This window comes from Microbacterium sp. WCS2018Hpa-9 (assembly GCF_031843745.1).
GTDB lineage: Bacteria > Actinomycetota > Actinomycetes > Actinomycetales > Microbacteriaceae > Microbacterium.
This window is the reverse complement of the sequence record NZ_JAVTIY010000003.1, coordinates 36,756-61,947: the sequence shown is the minus strand read 5'-3', so window position 1 is coordinate 61,947 and position 25,192 is coordinate 36,756. Positions and strand designations below refer to the sequence as shown.

Sequence of the window (25,192 nt, the reverse complement as noted above, 5' to 3'; positions counted from 1 at the left end):
CTTTCATCATTGGAAGGTCGTCTTGAAGCCCTCGAGGGGCATCTCGTATTCTGTATACAGAATGACATCATGTCAAGCCCTACTGCTACTCGTCTCTCTCAGAGCACCTTCGAGAGGAACCTCTGAGTGCGTTCGTTAGATGGGTTCGAGAGCACTTCACGGGGGATCCCCCGCTCCACCACCACTCCCCCATCAATGAAAGTCAGGGAGTCTGCAACTTCCCGGGCGAAGGCGATTTCGTGCGTTACGAGGACCATCGTCATCCCTGCTACGGCCAGAGATTTCATGACCTCAAGTACCTCGTCGACGAGTTCAGGGTCCAGACCGGAGGTCGGCTCGTCGAAGAGCATCACAGCCGGGTCCATCGCAAGAGAACGGGCGATCGCCACGCGCTGTTGCTGCCCTCCCGAGAGTTGATTCGGATACTTTTGGGTGTGCGCGCCCATCCCGACCCTCTGTAGCTGGTAGGTCGCGTTAGCGATCGCTTCTGTCTTCGATACGCCCTTCACTTTTACCTGCGCGCAGACCACATTCTCCAAGGTGTTCATGTTGCCGAATAGGTTGAACCGCTGGAACACCATGCCGATGTTGCGTCGGAACTGAGCGAACTGGCTGGGCCGCCACTCGATGAATTGGTCGCCGCGAGCGGTATAACCGACGCTTTCGCCGTTCACACGTATGAGCCCGGAGTCGATCAGCTCAAGAGCGTTCAGACACCGCAAGAAAGTTGACTTTCCCGATCCGGAGGGGCCGATGATGCACGCAACCTCTCCGCGCGCGACCTCGAAGTCGATTCCACGTAGCACCTGGGCGTCACCGAAGGACTTACGCACCCCTTCTGCGCGGATAACTGGTTCCATGGCGCTCATGTCAAGTCCTCCGACGGCACGCGGATAACCCCAGTGCGGAACAAGCCGCCGGTGTCGGCAGGGGGCGCAGGTCGCCGCCTACCGGGAGAGGGAGGGAGGTTGGAGTAGCCGAACTTCTTCTCCAGCTTGCTTTGCAGGTACGTCGCGATCGCTGTGAGCAGCATGTACCAGATGCTTGCCACGATCAGCAGTTCCATGATCTTGCTGTTCTCCTTGTAGATCTGGCTTGCGTTGGTCATGAGGTCGTTGCCTGCAACCACGTAAACGAGGGATGTCGTTTTCAACATCCCGATGAACTCGTTCCCAAACGGAGGGATGATGATGCGCAGAGCCTGCGGCAGCACGACGATACGCAGTCGTTGTGCGGAGGTCATTCCTAGTGAGCTGGCGGCTTCGGACTGACCGATGTCGATGGCCTGGATGCCTGCTCGAACAATCTCCGCCGCGTAGGCTCCAAGATTGAGCGCCAGCCCGAGCACGGCGGCGTTGAATCCAGTCATCAAAGAGTTGGTGTCCCACTCGTATCCGAGGTTCGTTCCGGGAATCGCAATGGTAAGTGTGGGGAATAGAAACGCAAGGTTGAACCAGAAGATGAGCTGTACGAGTACCGGGGTCCCTCGGAAAAACCAGATGTACAGGGTGCTGAGCCACCTGGCGAGCGGATTGGCAGATAGCTTCATCACCGCCAGCACCACGCCGATTACGATCCCGATCACGGTAGCGATGATCGATAGCGCGATGGTGACGCCGACCCCAGATAGGATTTTGGGGAAGAAGATGTACTGCGCTACGGCTGGCCACGAGAGGTTTGGGTTCGTGGCCAGCGCGTAGGCGAATCCTCCTAGTGCGGCCAAACAGACCAGTGCGATGACTATGCGCCCAGGATGTCGCAGCGGTGTGGTGTTGCCCGGGTGCGGCCATCGCACTACACGCGGGTCTTTAGGTTCCTGCGCCGAATTGGATGCCGAACGCAGGGTCATCAGTTCCCCTTGTTCACGGTAGCTTCGTCGACGGCCATGTCGCCAAGATCCCACGCCTCGAGAATGTCTGCGTAGGTGCCGTCGGTCATCATCTGGTTCAGCGTGTCTTGGGTGAGGCTGATGAGTTCATCGTCGGTGGGAGCGATGCCGATACCGAACAGAGCCTCCCCCGAGATTTCGATAGCTTCAAGAGCCCCCTCTGACTGGGTGACACGGTATTGCGCAACCGGGAAGTCATTCATGCCAGCGTCCGCTCGCCCGTTTTTCAGTTGCAGCAACGCTTCGGGATCGTTCGCGAAACCCATGATCGTCACTTCAGGCTCGCCTTTAGCCGCGCAGTCGCTACTGTACGTCTGGGCTAGCTGCATATAGAAGCCGTTGTCGAGCACCGCGAGGGTTTTGCCGCAGAGATCGGCCGGAGTTTCGATGTTCTTGGGGTTGCCACTAGCGACCACGAATGCCCCTGCAGACTTCGCATAGTCGACGAAGGCTACCTTTTCCCGGCGTGCTTCAGTGTCGTTCAGACCCGAGATCACCATGTCGAAACGACCAGAAGCTACGCCGGGCACCATGGCGTTCTGATCTGAGTTTTCGATGACAACTTTCACGCCCCACATTGCCGCAAGCGCACGGGCGAGGGACATGTCGACGCCGATCATCGTCTCACCATCGGTGTCGAACATCTCCATAGGTGGGTACCCGTCTGCCGTCGCGACAATGAGCCCCTTCGACTTGATTGATTCGGGAACCCGCTCCGCCAGCTCTGGGTCCGTTTCGAGATTCGCAAGCACGTCGGATGCCAGATCGCCCGCGGGGACCTCCACGCGGGACGCGGATCCTGAGTTCTCCGGCGAGGAGGTCTGCGATCCTCCAATAGGCTGGCCTCCGCACCCGCTGAGCATCAGTGCCCCGACGAGAACAGCGCTTGTCAGGACGGCTTTGGCCTTTTTGGTGTTCATCTCATTGCCTCATTTCTTTGTGATTTGGTCTACGCGGACTATGCCGCGGTGGTCCAGCGGGTGACTCCGCCAACGATGGTACGAAGCACCTGCGTCTGGTTTAATGCAGTATCATCGACGGTTCGTGGGTCGCGGTCGAGCACGACCAGATCCGCCAACATGCCGGGCGCTATGCGCCCGCGGTCTTTGTGCCCCCCGGCGAGCGCGGGCGCCAGGGTGTAAGCGCGCCATGCTTCGGCGAGGCTCAATCTCTCTTGGGGTTGCCATCCACCGGTAGGAGTGCCATCGACTCGCTGTCTGGTCACAGCAGAAGCTATGCCCGCGAGCGGATTGATATTTTCTACCGGGGCATCCGAGCTAAAAGCGACTTCCACGCCCCGATTGCGTAGGCTCCGCCACGGGTACGAGAACAGGTCTCGGCCGCCGAGGCGGCGCTGAACCATTGCGATATCTGAAACGCACGATGCCGGCTGCATTACCGCGGTCGCTCCGCTCCGCTCGAAGCGGACGAGATCCTCTCTTCGGATATGTTGTGCATGCTCAATCCGATTGGGAACGACCATGCGTGGGGCGGTAGTGAGTGCTTCAAGCGCGTTTCGCACCGCGCCATCTCCGATGGCATGGATGGCGACCGAGAATCCCCATTTCGCGCAACTGTGGATCGCGTGGCGCAGCTGGGACACATCGAGAGCTTCGTGCCCCCGGGTGTCGGGCCGGTCGGCGAAAGGTTCAGTCAGGTAGCAGGTGTGCGATCCGAGAGATCCATCCGAGAAGAGTTTGATGCCTCCATAGTCGAGCCATTCGTTGCCTGCCCCGGTGAAGATTCCGCTCCCCACCACCCGCTCCAGCTCATCAGCGATGGTGAGTTTATGCACGCGTAGCGGCAGCGCCTGCTGGTCGGCGAGATGGCGGAAAGCATCGAGCGCGATGTGGTTGTCGATGTCATGTACGCCCGTTACGCCAACCGCCAGGAACCGTGTGAGCACGTCCGCAATGCGCGACTGAAGCTCGTCTTGCACTGTGCGCTCAATCTCGTGCTGGACGGCGAAAGCGGTTTCTTCGCGTACGAGCCCGTCGGGTACCTCATCCGGGTTGAGGCCAAGACACCTGATCGCGGCGGAATTCAGCCAGTAGGCATGCAAGTCACCCGAGTGTAGCGCGGTCGGACACTCGCCTGTGGCGAGATCTAGAGCGGCGAGGGACGCTGGGCGTCGATCGTCCCAGCCGCCTTCGTTCCATCCTGCGCCAAGCATCCAGCCTGACTTCGTCAGCCCTACGGCGTCGGGGCCAGGCATAGCCTGCCCAACTCGTAGTGCGAGTTCGGCGAACCCGTCGGCTTCGGATACGTCGAGCTCCATGGATCGTGTAGCGAGCTGGACGGTATGGACGTGCGCGTCGATGAAACCCGGCGAAAGGAAGCCTCCCTGCAAGTCCACCCGCTCAGTTGCGCCGGTAGCCGCGTTGATGCATTGCTCGAGTGTCCCTACGACGCGCATGCGTCCATCAGCAAGAAGGATTGCCTCGGCGTCTGAGGCTCCTCCCCCGCGTCCAATGACGCAGTTTTCATAGATCGTCATACTCATGGCGCGCTCGTCCCGTCAGGCCGCTGGGCGTAGTCCCAGGCAGTGGAGTATCCGAGTCCCGCGCGTGCAAGCCTCATCGCTCTGCATTCAGAATACAGAATTCAACAGATCGGGCAAGGGTCGATCTGTCATCACGTGCAACTGAGCTGTTTTATGGACCAGGAGGCGAGCGTGCGGCCACGCAACCGCGAGTCGTTCTCGGTGTCGCTATCCATGTCGGCGCCCGTATGCAAGAGAGTCATCTGCGTATCCAAAACTAGGTGGCATCAGCGGATCTGGGCGGCCTGGCCCAACTGGCCGCGCGCGCCGTTTCGGCCAAGAAACGCCGGGCGCTACCGTTATTTGACATGTGCTATGTTACAGCTCACTACAGCTAGCTTTGTTCCCTCGCCGCCCGACGAAGATCCGGGCGCAAGGCCGAACCCAAGACTCAAGGACGATTCTATGGCTCGTAACAAGATATTCACGGTGGTTCCACTCCTGGTCGTCAGCTCGATCGTCGCGCTGACGCTTAACGGCTGCGCCGCCGCAGGCGGTGGTGACGGCGACGCCGGCGAACCGCAGACCGGCGGCACTCTCAAGGTGCTTGCCAACGGCGACGCTGACCATATCGACCCGCAGCTGCTCGCGTATGTGCCGGCTAATAGCATCACCCGGGTCATCTCCCGCTCTCTGCTGAGCTACGAGGCTTCGAACGATGCGGAAGACCGCTCGACCCTCGTCGGTGATCTCGCTACCGAGGTGCCGGAGCCCGCTGATAGCGGGCTGACGTACACCATCACCCTGCGCGACGGCGCGAGTTGGAACGCCGCCGAGGGCGCCCGGCCGATCGTCTCGGGCGATGTAGAGCGCGGTATCGAGCGCATCTGCAATCCGTACCTCGGCGCTGCGCTCGGCAGTTATTTCATTACTCTCATTGACGGCATGGCTGAGTTCTGCGACGGCTTCGCCGGCGTAGCACCCGAGATCGGCCCGATGAAGGAGTACATCGAAGCGAACGACATCGCGGGTATCGAGACCCCGGACGACAAGACCGTCGTCTTCCACCTCACCGAGCCCGCTTCGGACTTCACGTCGATGCTGAGTCTGGCGACTGCCAATCCCGCGCCGGTCGAGGTCCTCGACTACATTCCCGACTCCCCCGAGTACCGCAACAACTTCGTCTCCTCCGGGCCGTACATGATCGATGAGCACAAGCCCGACGTGAAGCTCACCCTCGTACGCAATCCCTCATGGGATGCGGAGAGCGATCCGCTGCGCAAGGCGTACGTCGACAGCATCGAGATGACGATGGGGGTGGAGGTGGATGCCGCGATGCAGCAGTTGCAGGCCGGCTCCGCCGACATGCTGTTCGACATCCAGCCCGGCCCCGCGAGCATCCAACAGCTGACGGCGGCCAACGACAAGAAGTTCTCCACTCTTGAGAACGGCGGCATCGACCAGTTCATGTGGATCAACACCAAGACTGACAACAACGGCGGAGCACTGCAGAAGCTCGAAGTCCGCCAGGCGCTGCAGTACGCCATCGACAAGAGCGCCGTCGTCCAGGTCATGGGCGGCGAGGAGATCGCCACGGTGACGAACGGCATCTTCGGTCCCGGCATCAACGGTTACGAGGAGTACGCGCCGTATGGCGATTCGAACGGCAAGGCGGACCCTGACAAGGCGAAGCAGTTGCTCGCGCAGGCCGGCGTGGAGAACCTCACTCTGAAGTTGCCATATCGTAATCTCGGATCGCAGCCCGACATCGCGCAGACGGTTCAGGAGAGCCTGCAGAAGGCCGGCATCACGGTCGAGCTGTTCCCGGTTCCGCCCACCGATTACTACGCCAACTTCATGACCAACACCGAGAACGCGACGAGCGGCGAGTGGGACATCGCTCTGGTCGGCTGGTCGCCGGACTGGGTCGGCGGCGCGGCACGCAGCGTCTACCAGCCGCAGTTCACCTTCGACGGCACCCCGCAGGCGTACAACTACGTCGACTACGACAATGCCGAGGCAAACGCCCTCGCCGACGAGGCCCTCGCTGCAGGTACGCCTGAAGAGGCCGCGGAGCTGTGGCACCAGGTGGACGAGACCGTCATGGCGGACTCGCCGATCGTCAGCATCGCCGCTAAGAAGAAGGCCAACTATCACTCCGATCGTGTGCAGGACTTCTCGATCTACGCGCTCTCCCAGAACGGCGACTGGGCCAACGTCTGGCTGACGAAGTAGCCGCACGAACGCCCTGCTGCTGTGGCGTGATCCGCTCACGCCACAGCAGCTCGCACTGCGAACGGAAGAGAACGAATGCCTATTCTTGAGGTGTCCCACCTGCGGGTCAATATCCCTACTGAGGGCGGCGACGTGCATGCCGTCAAGGACGTCTCCTTCGACGTCGGAGAGGGGGAATTCTTCGGCATCGTCGGGGAATCCGGCTCGGGCAAGTCTGTGCTCGTGCAGTCAGTCATGGGGCTCGTCCCGCAGGCCCGCACCGCGGGGTCGGTGCGGTTCCAGGGCGAGGATCTGCTCTCGCTCGGCGCTGAGCACCTACGACGTACGCGGGGCAAGAAGATCAGCATGATCTTCCAGGATCCTCTGTCGAGCCTGCACCCGCAGTACACCGTCGGGTGGCAGATCGTAGAGCAGATCCGTGCGCATGAGAACGTCACGCAGAAGGCCGCGAAGGCTCGAGCCATTCAACTACTGGACAAGGTGCACATCGCCGACGCGGCGTCACGTTTCGACGCCTACCCCCACCAGTTCTCGGGTGGCATGCGTCAGCGAGTCATGATCGCCATGAGCCTCTCTCTCGACCCCGCGCTGCTCATCGCGGATGAGCCGACCACCGCGCTCGACTCCACCGTGCAGGCGCAGATCCTTCAGCTCCTCGCGGAGATGAAGGAGGACTTCGGTGCCACGGTGCTGATGATCAGCCACGACCTCAGCGTCATGGCCAGCGTCGCCGACCGCGTGATGGTGATGCACCGCGGCGAGCAGGTCGAACTCGGGACCAGCGACGAGGTGCTCCGCCGCCCCCGCGAACCGTACACACGAGCGCTAATCGCGTCATCCTCGTTCACACAAAGCAAACGCCGCCCGGTGCCCCACCGACTTTCCGATCCAGCGCGCGGGGCCATTGCTGCCGTGTCCGACGTAAGCCTCTCGTTCTCGGCGCGACGCAGGGTCGAACGGCGAGTTCTCGACGGCATCAGCCTCGAAGTGCGGCGGGGCGAGACGCTCGGCCTCGTTGGCGAGAGCGGATGCGGCAAGACGACCCTGGCGCGCACCATCGCCGGTCTCGTCAAACCATCAGAAGGCACCGTGCACTTCGACGGCACCGACATCAGCCGGATCAGCGGCGCGCAGTGGCGGAAAATGCGTCAACGCGTTCAGGTCGTCTTCCAGGATCCTTTCTCCTCGCTGAACCCGAAGCGGCGGGTCGGATCGATCATCGGCGACCCGCTGCGGATCCACGGCGTCGGCACCCCTCGAGAGCGCGAGACGCGTGTACTCAAGCTTCTGGAGCAGGTCGGACTCGACCCCGACCACTACAACCGCTTTCCCTCCCAGTTCTCCGGCGGTCAGCGTCAGCGCATCGGCATCGCGCGCGCCATCGCCCTTAAGCCCGACCTGATCATCCTCGACGAACCGGTGTCCGCTCTCGACGTGACCGTGCAGGCGCAGGTTCTGCAGCTGCTTGACGACCTGCAGCGCGAACTCGGGCTCACATACCTGTTCATCTCACACGATCTCGCCGTCGTCAGGCACATGTGCGACCGCATTGCGGTCATGGAGCACGGGCGCATCGTGGAGCTCGAAGATGCCGAGACCATCTATCGTGCGCCACGGGAAGCATTCACCAAGAAACTTCTGGCCGCCTCCTTCCTCAGCGCGCTCAGCATCGACGACGCAGACGATGCCACGACATCGGAGGCCTTGACATGAGCCCGTTCTCCAAGGAGACCCTCACACTGATGATCCCGTCGCGAGGAGCGGCGGACGCGGCAGCCGGCGTCAAGAGTTCGTGGCATCTCACCCTGCGCCGACTGCGCAGAGACCCGGCGAGCGTCGGAGCGGCCGTCGCTATCGTGCTCATCGTCGCCTTCGCCCTCGCGGCTCCCTTGCTCGCGCACTGGACCGGCCACGGCCCCACCGCGCAGCTTCGCGAGACGGGCCTCTCTCCCGCTGGGATGCCGGTGGCGCCGAACGCGGAATTCCTGTTGGGAACCGACCAGCTCGGCCGCGACTTGCTGGTACGGCTGGCGTACGGCGCCCAAGTCTCACTACTCGTGGGCGTCGTCGCGTCTCTGGCCGCGTCGGTCATCGGCATCCTGATCGGGATGACGGCCGGATTCTTCGGAGGCGTCGTCGACACCGTGCTCAGCCGGGTCATCGACCTGGTCATGAGCGTGCCGTTCCTGCTCGTCGCGATCGCCACCGTCTCGGTTCTCGGCCCCAGCCAGCAGCTCTCCATCTCGGTTATCGTCTTCTTCAGCTGGGCCGGACTCGCCCGTGTAATCCGCGGACAGGTCCTGGCACTGCGCGAACGCGAGTTCATCGAGACGGCACGCTCGCTCGGACAGTCCGGCATCGCCACCATGTTCCGCGACGTGCTACCCAACCTGGTCGTCCCGATCGTCGTCTACACGACCCTGATGATCCCGGCAGCGATCGTGTTCGAGGCAACCCTGTCGTTCCTCGGTCTCGGCACCGTACCCCCCACTCCGAGCTGGGGGAACATGCTCGCCGACGCTGCGAACGGATCTATGTATATCGTCGCTCCGTGGATGGTGCTCGTGCCCGGTCTCGCCCTGCTCACGCTCACACTCACGTTCAACCTGCTCGGCGACGGATTGCGTGACGCCCTCGATCCTTCCTCCACGACGGGAGCGAAGTCGTGATCCGCTTTCTGCTGTCGCGCATCGGCTTCGGACTGCTCGTGCTGTTCCTGCTGAGCATCTTCATCTTCCTGCTGTTCTACGTCACGCCTTCCGACCCCGCCCGCATCATCGCCGGCGACAAAGCGACGGAAGCGCTGATGAACCAGATCAGGGCCAACCTCGGTCTGGACAAGCCGATCTGGGAGCAGTACCTGATCTTCATCGGCAATCTGCTGCAGGGCGATCTCGGCTTCTCTTACCGCTCGAACCTGCCCGTGGCCGACCTCGTGCTCGCCCGCATTCCGGCAACGATGTCGCTGGTTTTCGGTGCGGTCGTGGTCTGGCTGGCCATCGGCATCCCGATCGGTATCGCCTCGGCGAAGCGCCCCGGCAGCGTCCGCGACCGCCTGGGTCAGGGCTTCGCGCTGGTCGGCATCAGTTTCCCCACCTTCGTGCTGGGCATGATAGCGCTGTACCTGTTGTACTACCTGCCCACCCGTGTGGGCGTGAATGTGTTCCCACCGTCGGGGTACGTGCCGTTCACCGTCGACCCGCTGCAGTGGGCCTGGCATCTCGCCCTCCCCTGGCTGACGCTGGCCATGGTCACCGCCGCCGTGTACGCGCGACTCACCCGGGGGCAGATGCTCGACGTGCTCGGCGAGGACTACGTCCGCACAGCCCGCGCGAAGGGACTGACGGAGCGTCGCGTGATCTACGTGCACGCCTTCCGCAGCGCCATGCCGCCACTCGTGACCCAGCTGGGCATCGATATCGGCCTGCTTCTGGGCGGCGTGATCGTTATCGAGCAGGTGTTCGGTCTGCAGGGTGTCGGCGCACTCGCCGTGACGAGCGTGGCTATGCAGGACCGGCCGATCGTGATCGCGATCGTGCTCCTGGGCGGGTTGTTTGTGGTGCTGTCGAACCTCATTGTCGACCTCTTCTATGCCCTGCTCGACTCGCGGGTGCGCACCCGTGCCCACTGATCACTGGTGGGTTAATCACCCGCACACTCCCGAGAAAGCCAGGTGACGGCTCGTGATCCCTCCTCCCGGATACTTCGTCAGCAGAAACATCGTGGCCCGCGATCTGTGGACCACCGTGCCGCTGGACTGGAACAACCCCGACGGCGAGACCATCGAAATCTTCGCGCGCGAGTTCGTCGCCGCCGAACACCGCAACGACGATCTGCCCCTGCTGCTCCACCTGCAGGGAGGGCCGGGCGGCAAGGGCCCGCGCCCGGTGCGACGCGACTCCTGGGTCGCTACAGCGCTATCACGATTCCGACTCATCGTGCCGGACCAGCGCGGTACCGGCAGATCCACTCCCCTCTCCGGCTCGATGTTCGCACCCATGTCGGCTAAGGAGTCGGCACGGTTGCTCTCGCTGTACCGCGCCGACTCCATCGTTCGCGACTTCGAGGCGCTACGCGCCACGCACTTCGATGACCGCCAATGGTGGACCCTCGGGCAGAGCTACGGCGGCTTCCTTACGCTGCACTACCTCTCCCACGCTCCCGAGGCAGTCGTCGCCTCGGTGATCGCAGGTGGCCTGCCGTCGCTGGATCCAGATCCCGCCGAGGTGTACCGTCGTACCTTCCCGCGCGTGCAGGAGAAGAACACGCTTTTCCGTGAGCGCGCGCCGCACCTCGTCGACCGCATCGCCCGGGTGGCCGAGATTCTGCGGGCAGAGGGCGTCCGACTCCCGGACGGTGATCAGCTCACCGTCCGCCGCCTGCAGACACTTGGCTTCGACTTCGGGATGGGGCCCGGATTTGAGCGAGTGCACTGGTTGTTCGACGAAGCTTTCGCCGACCGTTCGGAGACCCGCCTGAGCGACACCTTCCTCAGCGCAGTGGGCGCAGCGACGGCATTCGCCACCAACCCTCTGTTCATCGCCTTACAGGAGAGCATCTACGGCGCCGGTCCCACCGGCTGGGCGGCGCAGCACGAGCGGGACCGCCGCACTGCGTTCGATGAGGATGCACAGCCACTGCTGTTCACCGGCGAGATGGTCTTCCCCTGGATGTTCGGAGAGATCCGAGCCCTCCGCGGTTTCCAGGCGGGTGTGGAGCAGCTAGCCTCGCGGGAATGGCCCATCGAGCTATACGACAACCATCGCCTCGCTGCCAACGACGTGCCGATCGAGGCGGTCGTATACCTCGACGACATGTACGTGGACGCCGGTTTGTCGATGGGCACCGCGAAGGCCGTAGGTGGGCTCCACGCCTGGGTCACCAATGAGTACGAGCACGACGGCATCGTGGACAACGGAGTCGCCGAACGCCTTTTCACCGCACTGGAGTGGCGCCTCGGTGGCATTCCGAACCGGCGCAGATAGCCGGCCCGACGACCGACTGGAGAGTGACATGAGCAATGAGAATCAGCCCGCAGGGTACGGCGCGGAAGTGCACGTCGTTGACTGGGAGAGTGGGATCGCCGACGCCCGCTCGGGCGTGCGGGATCCGCGGATGCCGTCGCTCGCCGGAGCCACGGGATTCACGGAGTGGATGAGGACGGGCTGGGGCGATGCCGATCGCGCGCCACGGGCCGAGGCCGGTGCGGCTGAGGCCGCTCGCCGTCACCGGAATCGACTCTCCGCCGCACTGCCGGGACGGACCCTCGTGATCGCCGCGGGACGCGCCCAGGCGCGAGTGAACGACTGCTTCTTCGAGTTCCGTGCCCACAGCGATTTCCTATGGCTCGTGGGCTACGGCATCGAGGACGGGGTGCTCGTCCTCACTCCCACCGCGGGCGGCCACGACGCGGCACTCTACATCACACCACCGGCACGCCCCGGAGCTGCCGCGTTCCATGCCGATTCCGCACATGGCGAGCTGTGGGTCGGTCCTCTCGCCGGTGCGGCCGAGTTCGCAGACGCCCTCGATCTGCGTGTGCAGGAGCTGGACGCGCTCGCTGTCGCTGACGACGCCCTCATCGCTGGAAGCCCGGTCGTCGGTGTGGCACCGGGCCGGGTCCTCGGCGGTCGGCGACGCTCGAACGAGCTCGCCCGCACCCTCTCGGCGCTGCGGATGCAGAAGGATGCGTGGGAGCTCGCCGAACTGCGGGCAGCTGTGCTGCACACCGTCGATGGTTTCGCGGAGGTGCGTCGACAGATCCCCCGTGCGGTGGAGCAGGGGGGCGAGCGCTGGCTGCAGGGCACCTTTGACCGTCACGCGCGGACGGTCGGGCAGGCGCCGGGTTATGCGAGCATCGTCGGCTCCGGCGCGAATGCGCCGATCCTGCACTGGGTGCGCGCCGACGGTGCAGTCGATCCGGATGCCCTGCTGCTGCTGGACATGGGCGTGGAGAACCGCAGCGGCTACACGGCAGACGTGACCCGGACTCTTCCGGCCAGCGGGCGCTTCAATACCGCGCAACGCGAGGTGCATGATCTCGTCGAGCGGTCGCACCGCGCTGGTCTGGAAGCAGTTGGGCCGGGTCGCGACTGGCGCGACTTTCACGTCGCCTGCATGGAGGTGCTGGCTCAAGGGCTGTCCGATTGGGGATTGCTGCCGGTCTCTGTCGACGAGGCACTCTCGCCCGACGGGCAGCAGCACCGGCGCTACATCGTCTGCGGGGTTGGCCACCACCTCGGTCTCGACGTGCACGATTGCGGCGCCTCGTCGTACACGCAATACTTCGAAGCGAAGATGCGTCCCGGCATGGCGCTGACAGTGGAACCCGGCCTGTATTTCCATGCCTGGGACGAGACGCTGCCTCCCGAGCTGCGTGGCATCGGCGTCCGCATCGAGGACGACATCGTGGTGACCGACGACGGCATCGACGTGCTCAGCAGCGGCCTGCCGATCGACGCGGCGGGGTTGGAACTGTGGATGGCGAGCACTCTGTAATATGTCACATATGCTTAGCATTGAATACCTCATCCGCTGGAAGGAACAATGATGTCTCAAAAGGCTCCCTGGCATGGCGTGATCGTCGCATCCGCGCTGCCGTTCAAAGATGACCTCTCGGTCGACTACGACCGTTTCGCCGACCACGTCCGCTTCCTCGCTGAAAACGGATGCGACGGCATCGCGCCGAACGGCTCTCTCGGCGAATACCAGAATCTGAGCGAGCAGGAGCGCGCGCAAGTCATCAAGGTCGCAGTGGATGCCGCGCCCAAGGGTTTCTCGGTGATGGCGGGAGTCGGCGCGTACGGAGCGCTCCAGTCGGCGCACTGGGCCGAGCAGGCCGCGAAGGCGGGAGCGGACTGCGTCATGCTGTTGCCTCCGAACAGCTACCGGGCGAACCGCGAGCAGGTGAAGCACCATTACGCCTCGGTCGCGAAGGTGGGCCTGCCCATCGTCGGATACAACAACCCGATCGACACGAAGGTCGACCTCGTACCCGAGCTCATCGCGGAGATTCACGGGGCAGGCCACATGGTGGGCGTGAAAGAGTTCACCGGCGATCCCCGCCGAATCTACGAGATCAAGGAGCTTGCTCCGGATATCGACATCCTCATCGGCACCGATGACAGCGTCCTCGAAGTCGGCTTCGCCGGAGCCGTGGGATGGGTGGCTGGCTATCCCAACGCGATTCCGCGAGCCACCGTCGAGCTGTTCCGCCTGTCGACCTCCGGCGACGTCCGGGATCTCGAGCGTGCGAAGGTCATCTACCGCGACCTGCACAAGCTACTGCGCTGGGACTCGAAGACCGAGTTCGTCGAGTCGATCAAGCTATCGATGGACGTGCTGGGCCTCTACGGGGGACCGTGCCGCCCGCCGCGCCTGTCGCTGTCGAAGGACGTTGCCGACCGGATTATCGCCGACACCGAAGAGGTCGCCGCCAAGGGATACGATTCCTGAACCGGCGCCCGGCGCTTTCCGGCGCGCTGCTGTGCCGCTCGCGCGGCTTCGGGTACTTTTGTGGGTAGTGCCATGCCGCATGGCACTACCCGCGCTCTTGATCGGTGGTCGCTCATGACACTTCCCTCCGTCGTCACTGCCCTGCAGCCGATGATGAGTCTTCGGGAGCGAGTCGAGGTAGCGCTCGAGTCGGCGATCCGGTCCGGAGAGATGGCACCCGGCGAGCTGTTCTCGGCGCCCGTTCTCGCCGCACGCTTCAACGTCTCCGCGACGCCGGTGCGCGAAGCGATGTTGAATCTCGAAAAGCTTGGTTTTGTCGAGGCCGTGCGTAACAAAGGTTTCCGTGTGACCGCCATCCGCGATGACGAGCTGGCCAACATTGTCGCCGTGCGGAGGTTGCTCGAGCCGCCGGTCATGCGCGAGCTGGCAGGGAGGATCCCGGACTCCGCATTCGAGCGGCTGCGCTCGACGGCGGATGCCATCGTCAACGGCGCTGCCAGTGGCGACCTGACGACGTACCTCGAGGCGGATCGTGCCTTCCACGAGGCGATCAACGCGCACAGCGGCAACCCGCGACTGGCAATGCTCATCTCCCAGTTGCGCAAGGAGACGCGCCTGCCCGGACTCGCGGATCTCATCGCCACCGAAGAGTTGTCGAAGTCCGCGACGGAGCACCACGAGCTGCTGGATCTGCTCGCCGCTGGCGACGGCGAGCGAGCCGAACGCCTCATGCACCAGCACATCGGTCATGTCATCGGCTGGTGGGCAGGAAGGCCCGAGGCCGCGGGCTGAGGTCGGCTTGGAGGGCGACGATATACACCCATCTTAGGGATGTGTGACATATTACATTCCTAGTAAGGTTGGGATCATGTCCGATGTCATCGCCGATCTCGCTCTCGTGACCGCGCAGCAGCTCGCCGAACGCGTAAGCATGCGCGCTGCGATTGCTGCCGTCCAGACCACGTTGAGCAGCGGCTTCGACCCCGATGACGACTTCGCTCGCCGCATCCTTGACGTTCCGAACGGGCAGCTTCTGTTGATGCCAGCCGCGATCGACGGGGCTGTCGGCCAGAAGTTTGCCACCGTCGCCCCCAGCAACCCGTCCCGCGGACTCGAGCGCATCCAGGGTGTGTACATCCTGGTCAACGGTGACACCCTCACCCCGACCGCGATCCTCGACGGCACGGCCCTGACAAGCCTGCGCACCCCAGCCGTCTCGGCCGCCTGCGCAGACCGACTCGCAGAGAAGAACGCCGGGGATCTCGTCGTCATCGGCACCGGTCCGCAAGCCGTCCGTCACGTCGAGGCGTTCGCCGCCATTCGCGCTCTTCGCTCAGTGCGCATCGTGGGCCGCGACGACGCCCGCGTAGCCGCCGCCGTCGATGCCGCCCGCACCTATGCGCCGGAAGCCGACATGCGGCCGGGCAGCATCGATGACATCCCGGACGCCGACCTCATCATCTGCGCGACCACTGCATCCACTCCCCTTTTCCCCGCCGATGCCGCACGCGAGGACGCGACGGTCGTCGCGATTGGGTCGCACGAACCCGACCGAGCCGAACTCGACCCGGCCCTGCTCGCTCGATCTCAGGTGATCGTCGAGAGCCGCCGGGTTGCCGCCACCGAAGCGGGAGACGTCCTCGTCGCCGTGGCGGCGGCGGCGCTGGAGATGGACGCCGTGGTCACCATGCACCAGCTCTTCACAGGGGCGGTGCAGGCGGCATCCGATCGTCCGCGCATCGTCAAGACCTGCGGCATGGGTTGGCAGGACCTCGCCATCGCCCGGCTCGCCGTGTGAACCGCATAGAAACTTGAGGAGACGCATGCGCTGGAGCACCGAGGACTGGCACACCGCCGGCGAGCCGTTCCGGATCGTCGAAGGCGTACCAACGCATGGCGCGACGGTGGCCGAGAGGCGCATCGAGGCGATCGCCGGCGAAGCGGATGCCGTGCGGCGGTTTCTCTGTCTGGAACCTCGCGGCCACGACGACATGTACGGCGGGTTCATCACCCCGCCCGATGACGCGGGTGCAGACTTCGGTGTGCTCTTCTGGCACAAGGACGGCTTCTCAACCGCCTGCGGCCACGGAACGATAGCCCTCGGCGCCTGGGCCGTGCGAACCGGCCGCGTACCCAACACTCCGAACGGCGTCACCATCGTGACGATCGACGTGCCGAGCGGCCGCGTTCAGGCGCTGGTGCGCCAGAGCGACGGGCGCATCGACGAGATCGTCTTCCGCAACGTCGAGAGCCGGGTGCTGGCCCGCGGCATCCCGCTGCGCACCTCGCGCGGCGACGTCGAGGTCGACCTGATCTTCGGAGGCGCAGTCTATGCGACCCTGCCAGCCTCGGCCGTCCATCTCGAGGTTATCCCGGCGCACGCCACCGATCTGATCGCCACGGGGCGTGAGATCAAATGGGCGCTCGATGACCACCCGTCGGCTCAGCTCGCGGATCCGCGACTCTCGGGGGTGTACGGCACCGTCCTCTTCGACGATCTCGGTCGCACCGACGCCGGCCCTCGGCAGCGCAACGTCACCGTCTTCGCCGATGGCGAGGTCGACCGCAGCCCGTGCGGATCGGGCACGGCGGCACGCGTCGCCCTGCTTGCCGCCACTGGCGAGCTGGCTGACGGAGAGACCCTCACACACGACTCGATCATCGGCACGCGCTTCCACGCCCGCATCGCTGAGCGCACGGCAGTCGGCGTCATCCCCGAGGTGCGGGGAAACGCATACCGGGTCGGCTCCTGCACCTTTGAGCTCGACGCCGGCGACCCGCTCCCCGACGGTTTCACTCTGCGGTGAACGATCCCGGAACACTCTCGTGATGTTCCCACAGCGACAGCGTCCGGGAGGCGCCCACCCCATCGGATCGGCGGTCGATGCGCCGCGCCTTGCTCGTCAGCCGACGAACGAGCCCCACTCGTGCGAGTGCCCGGGCTCGTCGCGTCGCTGCGGCACATTCCAAGGGTTATCGTCTCGCAAGGGCGGCGGTAACAGCTCCTGCGGTGCGCCTTGATAAGAGACGCCCCGAAGGAAGCGGGTGATGGCCGCCGTGCCCACGCTGGTGGCGTCGGCGGTGGTGGCCGGGTACGGGCCGCCGTGTTGCATGGCCGGAGTCACCGAGACACCCGTGGGCCAGCCACCGAACAGCACCCGCCCGCTCGTCTCGGCCAGTGCGTCCACCAACGGTGTCAGCGAGCCATCTACGAGCTCTTCTGCGCGGGCGTGCACCGTGGAGGTGAGGTTGCCGGGGAACAGCTCGGCGTGGAGCGCCGGTAGGGACTCTCGGTCGGGGTAGCGCACGATCACCGACAGCGGTCCAAAAGACTCCTCGAGCAGGGTGTCACGGTTCTGCGTAAGCGTGTCGACGTCGACGCTGACCACGGTCGGCGTCGCGTACACCTGACCGGCATCGTCGGAATGTGCCTCGCCGCGCGAGAGCACCGTCACTCCTGTCGCCCCGAGCACGGCGTCTCGTCGCTGCGAGAACGCACGACCAATGCCGGGGTTGAGCAGGCGGTGCTCTGCGACCGAGGCGGCGGTATCCGCGACGGCAGTGAGGTCGGCCCCCTCCGGGACGAACAAGAACCCCGGCTTCGTGCACAGCTGCCCCGCCGAACCCGACATCGAGGTGACGAACGCCTCGAGCAGAGCAGAATCCGCATAAGTCGCGTAGACGGGATTGACGCTGCCGAGCTCCCCATAGAACGGGATCGGCACGGGGCGGGACGCGGCGATGTCGGCCAGCATGCGGCCGATGTGAGTGGAGCCGGTGAACGCCCCGGCACGGATGCGCTCGTCCCTCAGTAGGGCGACGCCGTTCTCCTGCCCGGCGATGAGCTGGAAGACCCCCTCGGGCATTCCTGCACTCTCCAGCGCCTCGGCGACGATCTCCGCGGTGCGACGGGACAGCTCCGGATGCCCGGAGTGCGCCTTGAGCACGACCGGGCATCCTGCCGCGAGGGCTGCCGCCGAATCGCCGCCGGCCACCGAGAAAGCGAAGGGGAAGTTGGATGCTGCGAAGTTCAGCACTGGACCGATCGGCTCTAGCATCCGGCGCACATCGGGTCGCGGCCCGATCACGTAGTCGGGGTCGGCGGCGTCGATGCGGACGTCGAGGTAGCCGCCGTCGACGACCGTCTCGGCGAACAGACGCAGCTGCCAGGCGGTGCGTCGCAATTCACCTTCAAGACGCGCCTCACTGAGCCCCGTCTCGCGCCTGGCGATGTCGATGAGCTCCGAGCCCGCGGCCTCCAGCGCCTGGGCGACGGCCACGAGTGCGGCACCGCGCTGGTGAAGAGGGGTGCGGGCGAAAGGACGTGCAGCGCGGACGGCCGTTGCAGCGACCTCGTCGATGGACTTCTGAGTCACAGTGGTCTCCTCGTGTCGGTGTTGAGTGTCGTGTCGGCGCGCGGAATGTCGTGCCAGATGCGGTAGGGAATGCAGGTTTCGCGCACGTGGAGCGATGTCAGAACACGAAGCCTTCTGGGAACGGGTCGTCGGGGTCGAGCAGGTACTGTCCGAGCCCGGTCACCCACGCGCGCCCGGTGATGGTCGGCACCACGGCCGGACGTTCTCCGACCATCGTCTCCGCCACCAGCGTGCCCGTGAACTCGGTGCCAATGAAGGACTCGTTCACGAACGGGACGCCCAGCCCGAGCTCCCCCCGAGCATGAAGCTCGGCCATGCGCGCGCTGGTTCCGGTGCCGCAGGGCGAGCGGTCGAACCAGCCCGGGTAGATCGCCATCGCATGCCGTGACCGCACGGCATCAGATCCGGGTGCGATGAACTCAACGTGGTGCACGTGATCCGCACCACGCAAAACGGGGTGCACAGGAGGTGCAAGGGTGTTGATGGCCTCCATGATCGCCAGTCCCGCCGTTAGGATTTCGTCCTGCCGCGATCGTTCGAACGGCAAGTCGAGCTGCTGGAGGTCTACGAGCGCGTAATAATTACCACCGAAAGCGACCGAATAGGTGATCTCCCCCAGACCCGGCACGTGGACGCGCGCGTCGAGGCGATCCACGAAGCTCGGCACGTTCTCGATGGTCACGTCCACGGCGCGGCCGTCCTCCACCCTCACACGGGCAATGACAAGTCCCGCCGGCACGTCGAGGCGGATCTCGGTGACCGGCTCGATGACCTCGACCATGCCCGTCTCAACGAGCACGGTGGCGGCGCCGATCGTGCCGTGACCGCACATCGGCAGGAATCCTGATGCTTCGATGAAGACAATGCCCCAGTCGGCGTCGTCACGCGCCGGCGGCTGCAGCAGCACTCCCGACATCGCGGCGTGGCCGCGGGGCTCGCTCATGAGGAAGCCGCGCAATCCGTCAAGATGTTCCATCGCATAGAGCCGGCGGTCATTCATGGTGGCGCCGGGAATACGTCCCACGCCGCCGGTGACCACACGTGTCGGCATCCCCTCGGTGTGCGAGTCCACGGCTTGGATCGTTCGACGGGCGCGCATCAGGAACCTCCGGGCTCGAGCGAGGATTGACAGGGTCCGCCGTCGGCGCGGTGGTCGACGTCGGAGGCAATCGCGACGGCGAGCTCTCCAATGCGCACCGACGAGAGCACGGGGCGCCGATCGATGCTGAAGGTCGTACCGAGCACGTCCTCCACGCTGCGGCCGCAGGTGCGCCCCTGACAGGCGCCGAGACCAGCACGGGTGGCTAGACGCATCGCGCGCGACGACGCGGTGGCGTATTCGTCGAGCGTCGCCTTGGCCACGGTCTCGCATCGGCACACGATGGTGTCATCCTCAAGCCAGGCCGTCCATCCGACGCCGATACGGTGCACGTCCAGTCGTGCGGCGAACGCGCGCATGCCGCGACGTGCGGCGAATGGCGAACGGTATCGTGCATCCGACGCCGGTACTCCGGCCGCGGCGAGGCCAGCGATCTCCCCCTCTGAGAGCGCGGCGTCGGCACCGCCGATGCCGGTGATCTCCCCGGCGACGTAGACCCGCGCGACGGAGGTACCCTGCTGCGAGTCGGTCCGCACGAAGCGATCGGATCCGATCTCGCAGCCGAGCTGGATGGCCACTTCCAACCGCGGGGTGAAGCCGTGTCCGAGGGCGACCGAGTCGCATTCGACGGTGCGCTCAGTGCCCGCGATCGGGCGCCACTCCGCATCGATGCGCTGCACGGTGACCGCCTCGACCCCGCCCTCGCCGTGGATGCGGGTGACGGCGCTGCCAAACCGATAGGGAATGCGGTGCCGCGCCAGCGAGAGCAGATACGAGCCGAGCTCCCCTGCCTTGCCGGCGGCCGCGGTCAGTTCCCAGGGGCGTCTGCCCCAACCGCGGAGGATCCGGCCGGCGCTGGCCGCCTCCACGACTTCCGCGACCTCGCCACCGAGCATTGTCACGCTCTGCCCGACGGGGAGCAGGAAAGGTCCGGCACCGGCGACCACCGTGCGCACACCCGGGGCGAGCCCGTCGCGTTTGGCGATGGCCTGTGCGGCGCCAGCCGAGGTGACACCAGGAAGGGTCCATCCCGGCACAGGGAGCACACGGTCGTGCGCGCCGGTAGCGACGACGACGGCGTCTGCCTCGAAAGTTTCGGCCAGCCTCTGGGCTCCGTCTGCAGGACCAACGAGCACATGGGCACGCAAGGGCGACCCTGGCTCGACCCGCCAGACGCTCGCTGACGACACGACCCGCACGCCCTCCAGGGACGTGGACAGATCGGCGAAGCGACGTCGCTGATGCTGCAGGCGGGGATCGGTGAGATCGGGATGGTGCCGCCAGAACTGGCCGCCGAAGCGCTCACCCTCGTCGATGAGCACGACCTGGGCTCCTGCCGCCGAGGCGGAGGCCGCGGCAGCCAGGCCCGCGGGACCAGCACCGATAACCATCACCCGTCGATGCGTCGCCGTACTGCTCATCCCTGCCCCTCTCGCTCGACCACGTCGCCCTCGCACGCCGTGCGCTGGCAGGCTCGGACGCCCTCGACACCGTTGACCGTCAGCACGCAGTCCTGGCAGATGCCGATGCCGCAGAAAATGCCCCGGTCGCCGCCTCCCGTGCTGCGCCAGGTTCGCTGGCCGTTCGACAGCAGAATCCCCGCGATGCTCTGGCCCTCACGCCCCTGGAGCAGCACACCGTCGAAGTGCACGCCAACTCTCATGCAGCCACACCCTGCAGCGTGCTGCGCGAGGGCAGGAAGGGGCTCGGGTCGAGAGACGCCGCCGTGCCGAGAACCGCGTGCGCGATCAGCATCCCCGTTGTCGGAGCAAGACCGATGCCCGCGCCTTCGTGGCCGGCCGCATGGAACAGCCCCGCCACGTGAGCGTCGGCGCCGATGGCGGGCAGGTGGTCCGGGGTGTAGGGACGGAACCCGAAGTACGTACGCAGGAGCATCGTGTCGCGCAGGAACGGGAACAGCCGCGTCGCCTTCGCCGCCACTTCGGCGAGCGGAGCGAGCAGCCCGTCCTCCGAGAAGCCGACGCGCTCGCGGCTGGATCCGATCAGCACCGTTCCCGCCGGTGTCGACTCCACGACCGTGGACGTCTGCAGCGCCGCCTCTCCCGAGCCGACGGCGCCGACGTAGTCGGCGTCGTACACCTTGTGAAAGACGCGCTGCGGCATGGCCGTGGTCACCAGGATCGTGCCGCGCCGGGGCCGGATGTCGAGGGCGGCGCTGAACAGAGCGGCGATCTCCCCCGCCCAGGGCCCGGCACAGTTCACCACGGCATCCGCGTCGATGAGGTCTGTCCGTGTACGCACACCGCGCACTCGACCGGCTTCGACGACGGCGTCAGTGACCTCGGCGATACGTAGCCGCGCACCCGCTCGGCGCGCGCCGGCGAGCATCGCCTGTGTGGCGAGACTCGGCTGCACCTGAGCGTCATCCGGGTAGTACACGCCGAGGGCGACGTCGGCGGCGAGATGCGGTTCCGCCGCCCGCAGGGCCGAGGCATCCAGCACCTCGGCGCGGATGCCGATCTCGCGTTGCGCGGCGGCGAAGCGTTCCAGCGTCGCGCTGCCGCCGCCGAAAGCAACGACGACGCCGCCTTTCGCCTCGAACTCGGTCGCGGGCTGGCCGGGCACTCGCTCAGCATCGAGGCGCGCCGCGAGTTCACGCCACGCGCGGTTGGCCTCGATCGCCATCACCGCCTCAGCACCCGGCTGCTTGTCGGACACAAGGATGTTCCCCTCGCATCGACTGGAAGTCTCACCCGCGACGCCGGTGCGGTCGATCACGACCACGTCGGCTCCCGCTTCGGCGAGGCTCAGGGCACAGGCGGCACCGACCGCACCTGCACCGATGACGATGATCCGCATCGAACACACCTCCTCCTCGAAATAGTTTAGTGCCATGTCACATACTTACATGATGCGGTGCCGTCATCCGCCAAGATAGGCGTCGATGACCCGGGCATCGGCGGCGAGCTCTGCGGCCGGGCCGGAGAGCGTCGTCCGCCCGCTCTCGACGACATAGGCGCGGTCGGCGATCTTCAAAGCGGCCCTCGCGTTCTGCTCCACGAGCAGCACCGTCGTGCCTTGGGCGTTTACTGCCTGGATCGTCTCCATGACCTGCTTCACGACCAGAGGCGCCAGCCCCATCGACGGCTCGTCGAGCAGCAGCAGTCGTGGTCCCCCGATGATGGCCCGCCCGATCGCGACCATCTGCTGCTCGCCACCCGAGAGCGTTCCGCCCTGCTGCCGGCGTCGCTCGGCGAGCCGGGGCATCAGTCCGTACACCTGCTCCACCCGCTGCCCGATCAGCTTTTGATCGCGCACGGTGTACCCACCCAGCAACAGGTTCTCGTGCACGGTCATGGTGGAGAAGATCCGGCGCCCCTCGGGAACATGGACGAGGCCCGCGGAGACGATGTTCCACGGCTTGGCAGTGACGAGGTCCAGCTCCCCCCAGCGCACCGCCCCAGACTTGGGCCGCACGAGACCCGAGAGCATGTTCATCGTCGTCGACTTGCCCGCACCGTTGTTGCCGAGCAGGCAGACGATCTCGCCCTCCCTCACTTCGAAGCTCAGGCCACGCAGGGCGTGCACGCGACCATAATAGACGTCCGCCGCATCGACCGTAAGACTGCTCACGAGCGCTTCTCCTTGCGGGCTGGGTCCAGCAGAGATAGGTCGACCGTACCGGTCGGCAGCCGAGAGTCGTCGATGGCCTCGTCCTCCGCACCCAGGTACGCCTCGATAACGATCGGGTTGTTCTTGATCTGCTCAGGCGTACCTACCGCGATCTCCTTGCCGTAGTTGAGTACGACGATGCGCTCGGCAAGCTCCATAATCAGGCCCATATCGTGCTCGATGAGCACCACCGCGATGCCGAGGTCGCGGATACGGCGGATGAGCCGCATCAGCGCCTGCTTCTCGTTGAAATTCAGACCGGCAGCCGGCTCGTCGAGCAGCAACAGCTTCGGTTTCGTGGCGAGCGCTCGGGCGATCTCGACCCGACGTTGCTCCCCATAGGGCAGCTGAGTGACGTAAAGGTTCTCGTCGTCGGTGAAGCCGACGAAGTCCAGCCATCCCCGCGCCTGTTCGGCGCACTCCTGCTCGGCGCGACGATAGGCGGGCGTGTGTAGCAGCGTCGCCCAGAACCCTTCCCGCAGATTCGCGTGCATCGCCGTTTTAACATTGTCGAGGACGCTGAGCTCGCGGAAAAGGCGCAGGTTCTGAAAGGTCCGCGCCATGCCCCACCGGGTCACGCGCGAGGGCAGCACCCGGTAGAACCCGAAACTCTGCAGCAGGTCGACCAGACGCAGACGACGCAGGAACCCCGGCGCATCGCGCACGATGGCGTTGTCGTCGAACACGACCGATCCCGATGTCGGCAGATAGAAAGCCGAGATGCAGTTGAATGCGCTGGTCTTGCCAGCGCCGTTGGGTCCGATGACAGCCAGGATCTCACCCACCTCTACGGAGAAGCTGAGACCGTCGACAGCCTTCACGCCACCGAACTGGAGGCGCAGGTCCTTTACTTCCAGCAGGGCGCTCATCGGCTCTCCTCGCCTTCCACGGTCTCGAGATCCTCGTTTACCGCTGGCGGAGGAACGGCCATGAATCCCGCTGTCGCGGGCGGCACGGGCGTTCGTTTCTTTAGCCAAGGCAGCACGGCTGTCGCCGGCCACAGGCCGGACGGACGGAACAGCATGACGACGACCAGCAGCACGCCGAAGATGAGGAACCGCCACTCGGCGAAGTCGCGCAGCAGCTCAGGCGCGAGTGAGACGAACAGAGCGCCGACGATGACGCCCGGGGTCGAGCCCATACCACCGAGCACCACCGCCATGAGGATCAACGCCGAGTACAGGAAATGGAAGCTGTTCGGGCTGATCGCCGACAGATGCGTCGCCATCAGTTGTCCAGCCACTCCGGCCCAGACAGCGCCGATGATGTAGGCCATGATCTTGGCGATGTAGGTGTTGATGCCCATCGCCTCCGCGGCATCCTCGTCGTCGCGCACTGCCTTCCAGGCCCGGCCGAGTCGGCCCTTGGCGAGGCGTCCCGCACCGATGACGCCGACGAGCACGACCACGGCGGCGACGAAGTAGTAGAACACCACGCGCTGCGGGAACTCGACGCCGAAGATTGTGAAACCGTCGGCGAAGCTCCAATCGCCAAAGCTCCAGGTGGGGATGCCGTGAATTCCCGAGGGGCCGCCGGTGATGTCGAGGTTGTTGGCCGTGATGCGGATGATCTCGCCGAACCCGAGAGTGACGATCGCGAGGTAGTCGCTGCGAAGCCGCAGCGTGGGCGCGCCAATAATAATGCCGGCGATGATGCAGGCGAGGATCGTCGCGGGAAGCGCAGCCCACATCGGCCAGCCGAGCACGGTGGTGAAGATGCCGGACGTGTAGGCACCGACCGCGAAGAACGCGATGTAGCCGAGATCGAGCAGACCGGCGTAGCCGACGACGACGTTCAGACCCATGCACAGCATGATGTAGATCAGCGCGCTGGTCGCGATCGACATCGTGTACCGAGACGCGTCGAGGAATGGCAGCACTGCGAGCACCACGACGCTGAGCGTCGCGAGTGACCGTAAGAAACCCGCGTTGGACGACAGAATACCGGAGGGAGCGGCCGGGCGGTCGAAGCGGGGTGCCGGGGCGCGAAGAGCCGAGCCGTCTCTGAATGCGGAACGGGGCATG

At 65.1% G+C, this 25,192-nt stretch carries 22 protein-coding genes; 10 read left to right on the top strand and 12 right to left on the bottom strand.

The features are described from left to right. Positions 1 to 98 precede the first annotated feature (98 nt). The 4 genes from RQG82_RS06970 to RQG82_RS06955 are packed head-to-tail and all read right to left on the bottom strand — an operon-like array spanning position 99 to position 4,391. Entirely contained in the window at positions 99 to 869 is a 771-nt protein-coding gene (locus RQG82_RS06970) for an amino acid ABC transporter ATP-binding protein (RefSeq protein WP_396653571.1), read from the bottom strand. Beyond that, positions 866 to 1,849 carry an amino acid ABC transporter permease gene (locus tag RQG82_RS06965; protein WP_311258380.1) on the bottom strand — a complete coding sequence of 328 codons (984 nt, stop codon included), beginning with the start codon at positions 1,847 to 1,849 and terminating at the stop codon, positions 866 to 868. The genes RQG82_RS06970 and RQG82_RS06965 overlap by 4 nt, the downstream gene beginning before the upstream one ends. Continuing rightward, the gene (locus RQG82_RS06960; protein ID WP_311258379.1) at positions 1,849 to 2,808 is read right to left on the bottom strand and encodes a transporter substrate-binding domain-containing protein; all 960 of its coding nucleotides are present in this window, start codon (positions 2,806 to 2,808) and stop codon (positions 1,849 to 1,851) included. The genes RQG82_RS06965 and RQG82_RS06960 overlap by 1 nt, the downstream gene beginning before the upstream one ends. A gap of 38 nt (positions 2,809 to 2,846) precedes the next feature. Continuing rightward, positions 2,847 to 4,391, bottom strand: a complete 1,545-nt coding sequence (locus RQG82_RS06955) for an amidohydrolase (RefSeq protein WP_311258378.1) — start codon at positions 4,389 to 4,391, stop codon at positions 2,847 to 2,849. Between the two features lie 153 nt (positions 4,392 to 4,544). On the opposite strand from RQG82_RS06955, the gene RQG82_RS06950 reads away from it, so the two are divergent. From RQG82_RS06950 to RQG82_RS06905, 10 genes are all read left to right on the top strand, one after another. Beyond that, entirely contained in the window at positions 4,545 to 6,605 is a 2,061-nt protein-coding gene (locus tag RQG82_RS06950) for an ABC transporter substrate-binding protein (protein WP_311258377.1), read from the top strand. Between the two features lie 75 nt (positions 6,606 to 6,680). After that, entirely contained in the window at positions 6,681 to 8,318 is a 1,638-nt protein-coding gene (locus RQG82_RS06945; RefSeq protein WP_311258376.1) for an ABC transporter ATP-binding protein, read from the top strand. Continuing rightward, on the top strand, positions 8,315 to 9,274 hold the full coding sequence (locus RQG82_RS06940) for an ABC transporter permease (protein ID WP_311258375.1): 960 nt from the start codon (positions 8,315 to 8,317) through the stop codon (positions 9,272 to 9,274). Before RQG82_RS06945 ends, RQG82_RS06940 begins: the two co-directional genes overlap by 4 nt. Further along, positions 9,271 to 10,236: an ABC transporter permease gene (locus tag RQG82_RS06935; RefSeq protein ID WP_311258374.1), complete on the top strand. Its 966-nt coding sequence runs from the start codon at positions 9,271 to 9,273 to the stop codon at positions 10,234 to 10,236. Before RQG82_RS06940 ends, RQG82_RS06935 begins: the two co-directional genes overlap by 4 nt. A 52-nt stretch (positions 10,237 to 10,288) precedes the next feature. Further along, the gene (locus RQG82_RS06930; RefSeq protein WP_311258373.1) at positions 10,289 to 11,590 is read left to right on the top strand and encodes an alpha/beta fold hydrolase; all 1,302 of its coding nucleotides are present in this window, start codon (positions 10,289 to 10,291) and stop codon (positions 11,588 to 11,590) included. 28 nt (positions 11,591 to 11,618) lie between these two features. Next, positions 11,619 to 13,103, top strand: a complete 1,485-nt coding sequence (locus tag RQG82_RS06925; RefSeq protein ID WP_311258372.1) for a Xaa-Pro aminopeptidase — start codon at positions 11,619 to 11,621, stop codon at positions 13,101 to 13,103. Between the two features lie 51 nt (positions 13,104 to 13,154). Continuing rightward, positions 13,155 to 14,060, top strand: a complete 906-nt coding sequence (locus tag RQG82_RS06920; RefSeq protein ID WP_311258802.1) for a dihydrodipicolinate synthase family protein — start codon at positions 13,155 to 13,157, stop codon at positions 14,058 to 14,060. 72 nt (positions 14,061 to 14,132) lie between these two features. Further along, positions 14,133 to 14,852 (top strand): GntR family transcriptional regulator, encoded by a 720-nt coding sequence (locus tag RQG82_RS06915; protein ID WP_311258371.1) that lies wholly within the window; start codon positions 14,133 to 14,135, stop codon positions 14,850 to 14,852. Positions 14,853 to 14,928: 76 nt separating this feature from the next. Then, positions 14,929 to 15,858 (top strand): ornithine cyclodeaminase family protein, encoded by a 930-nt coding sequence (locus RQG82_RS06910; RefSeq protein WP_311258370.1) that lies wholly within the window; start codon positions 14,929 to 14,931, stop codon positions 15,856 to 15,858. 25 nt (positions 15,859 to 15,883) lie between these two features. Beyond that, positions 15,884 to 16,867, top strand: a complete 984-nt coding sequence (locus RQG82_RS06905) for a proline racemase family protein (protein ID WP_311258369.1) — start codon at positions 15,884 to 15,886, stop codon at positions 16,865 to 16,867. A 96-nt stretch (positions 16,868 to 16,963) separates the two neighbouring features. Here the strand turns inward: RQG82_RS06905 and RQG82_RS06900 are convergent, their stop codons facing one another. The 8 genes from RQG82_RS06900 to RQG82_RS06865 all read right to left on the bottom strand — a co-directional run bounded on the left by RQG82_RS06900 (position 16,964) and on the right by RQG82_RS06865 (position 25,191). Further along, positions 16,964 to 18,436 carry an aldehyde dehydrogenase (NADP(+)) gene (locus tag RQG82_RS06900; RefSeq protein ID WP_311258368.1) on the bottom strand — a complete coding sequence of 491 codons (1,473 nt, stop codon included), beginning with the start codon at positions 18,434 to 18,436 and terminating at the stop codon, positions 16,964 to 16,966. Between the two features lie 97 nt (positions 18,437 to 18,533). After that, positions 18,534 to 19,535 carry a proline racemase family protein gene (locus tag RQG82_RS06895; RefSeq protein WP_311258367.1) on the bottom strand — a complete coding sequence of 334 codons (1,002 nt, stop codon included), beginning with the start codon at positions 19,533 to 19,535 and terminating at the stop codon, positions 18,534 to 18,536. Further along, entirely contained in the window at positions 19,535 to 20,956 is a 1,422-nt protein-coding gene (locus RQG82_RS06890; protein WP_311258366.1) for an FAD-dependent oxidoreductase, read from the bottom strand. The genes RQG82_RS06895 and RQG82_RS06890 overlap by 1 nt, the downstream gene beginning before the upstream one ends. After that, entirely contained in the window at positions 20,953 to 21,198 is a 246-nt protein-coding gene (locus RQG82_RS06885; RefSeq protein ID WP_311258365.1) for a (2Fe-2S)-binding protein, read from the bottom strand. Before RQG82_RS06885 ends, RQG82_RS06890 begins: the two co-directional genes overlap by 4 nt. After that, complete coding sequence (locus tag RQG82_RS06880) at positions 21,195 to 22,391, bottom strand: FAD-binding oxidoreductase (RefSeq protein ID WP_311258364.1); 1,197 nt, start codon at positions 22,389 to 22,391, stop codon at positions 21,195 to 21,197. The genes RQG82_RS06885 and RQG82_RS06880 overlap by 4 nt, the downstream gene beginning before the upstream one ends. 27 nt (positions 22,392 to 22,418) lie before the next feature. Continuing rightward, positions 22,419 to 23,129, bottom strand: a complete 711-nt coding sequence (locus tag RQG82_RS06875; RefSeq protein ID WP_311258363.1) for an ABC transporter ATP-binding protein — start codon at positions 23,127 to 23,129, stop codon at positions 22,419 to 22,421. Beyond that, entirely contained in the window at positions 23,126 to 24,037 is a 912-nt protein-coding gene (locus RQG82_RS06870) for an ABC transporter ATP-binding protein (protein ID WP_311258362.1), read from the bottom strand. Before RQG82_RS06870 ends, RQG82_RS06875 begins: the two co-directional genes overlap by 4 nt. Beyond that, the gene (locus RQG82_RS06865) at positions 24,034 to 25,191 is read right to left on the bottom strand and encodes an ABC transporter permease subunit (RefSeq protein ID WP_311258361.1); all 1,158 of its coding nucleotides are present in this window, start codon (positions 25,189 to 25,191) and stop codon (positions 24,034 to 24,036) included. The genes RQG82_RS06870 and RQG82_RS06865 overlap by 4 nt, the downstream gene beginning before the upstream one ends. Between the last annotated feature and the right edge of the window lies 1 nt (position 25,192).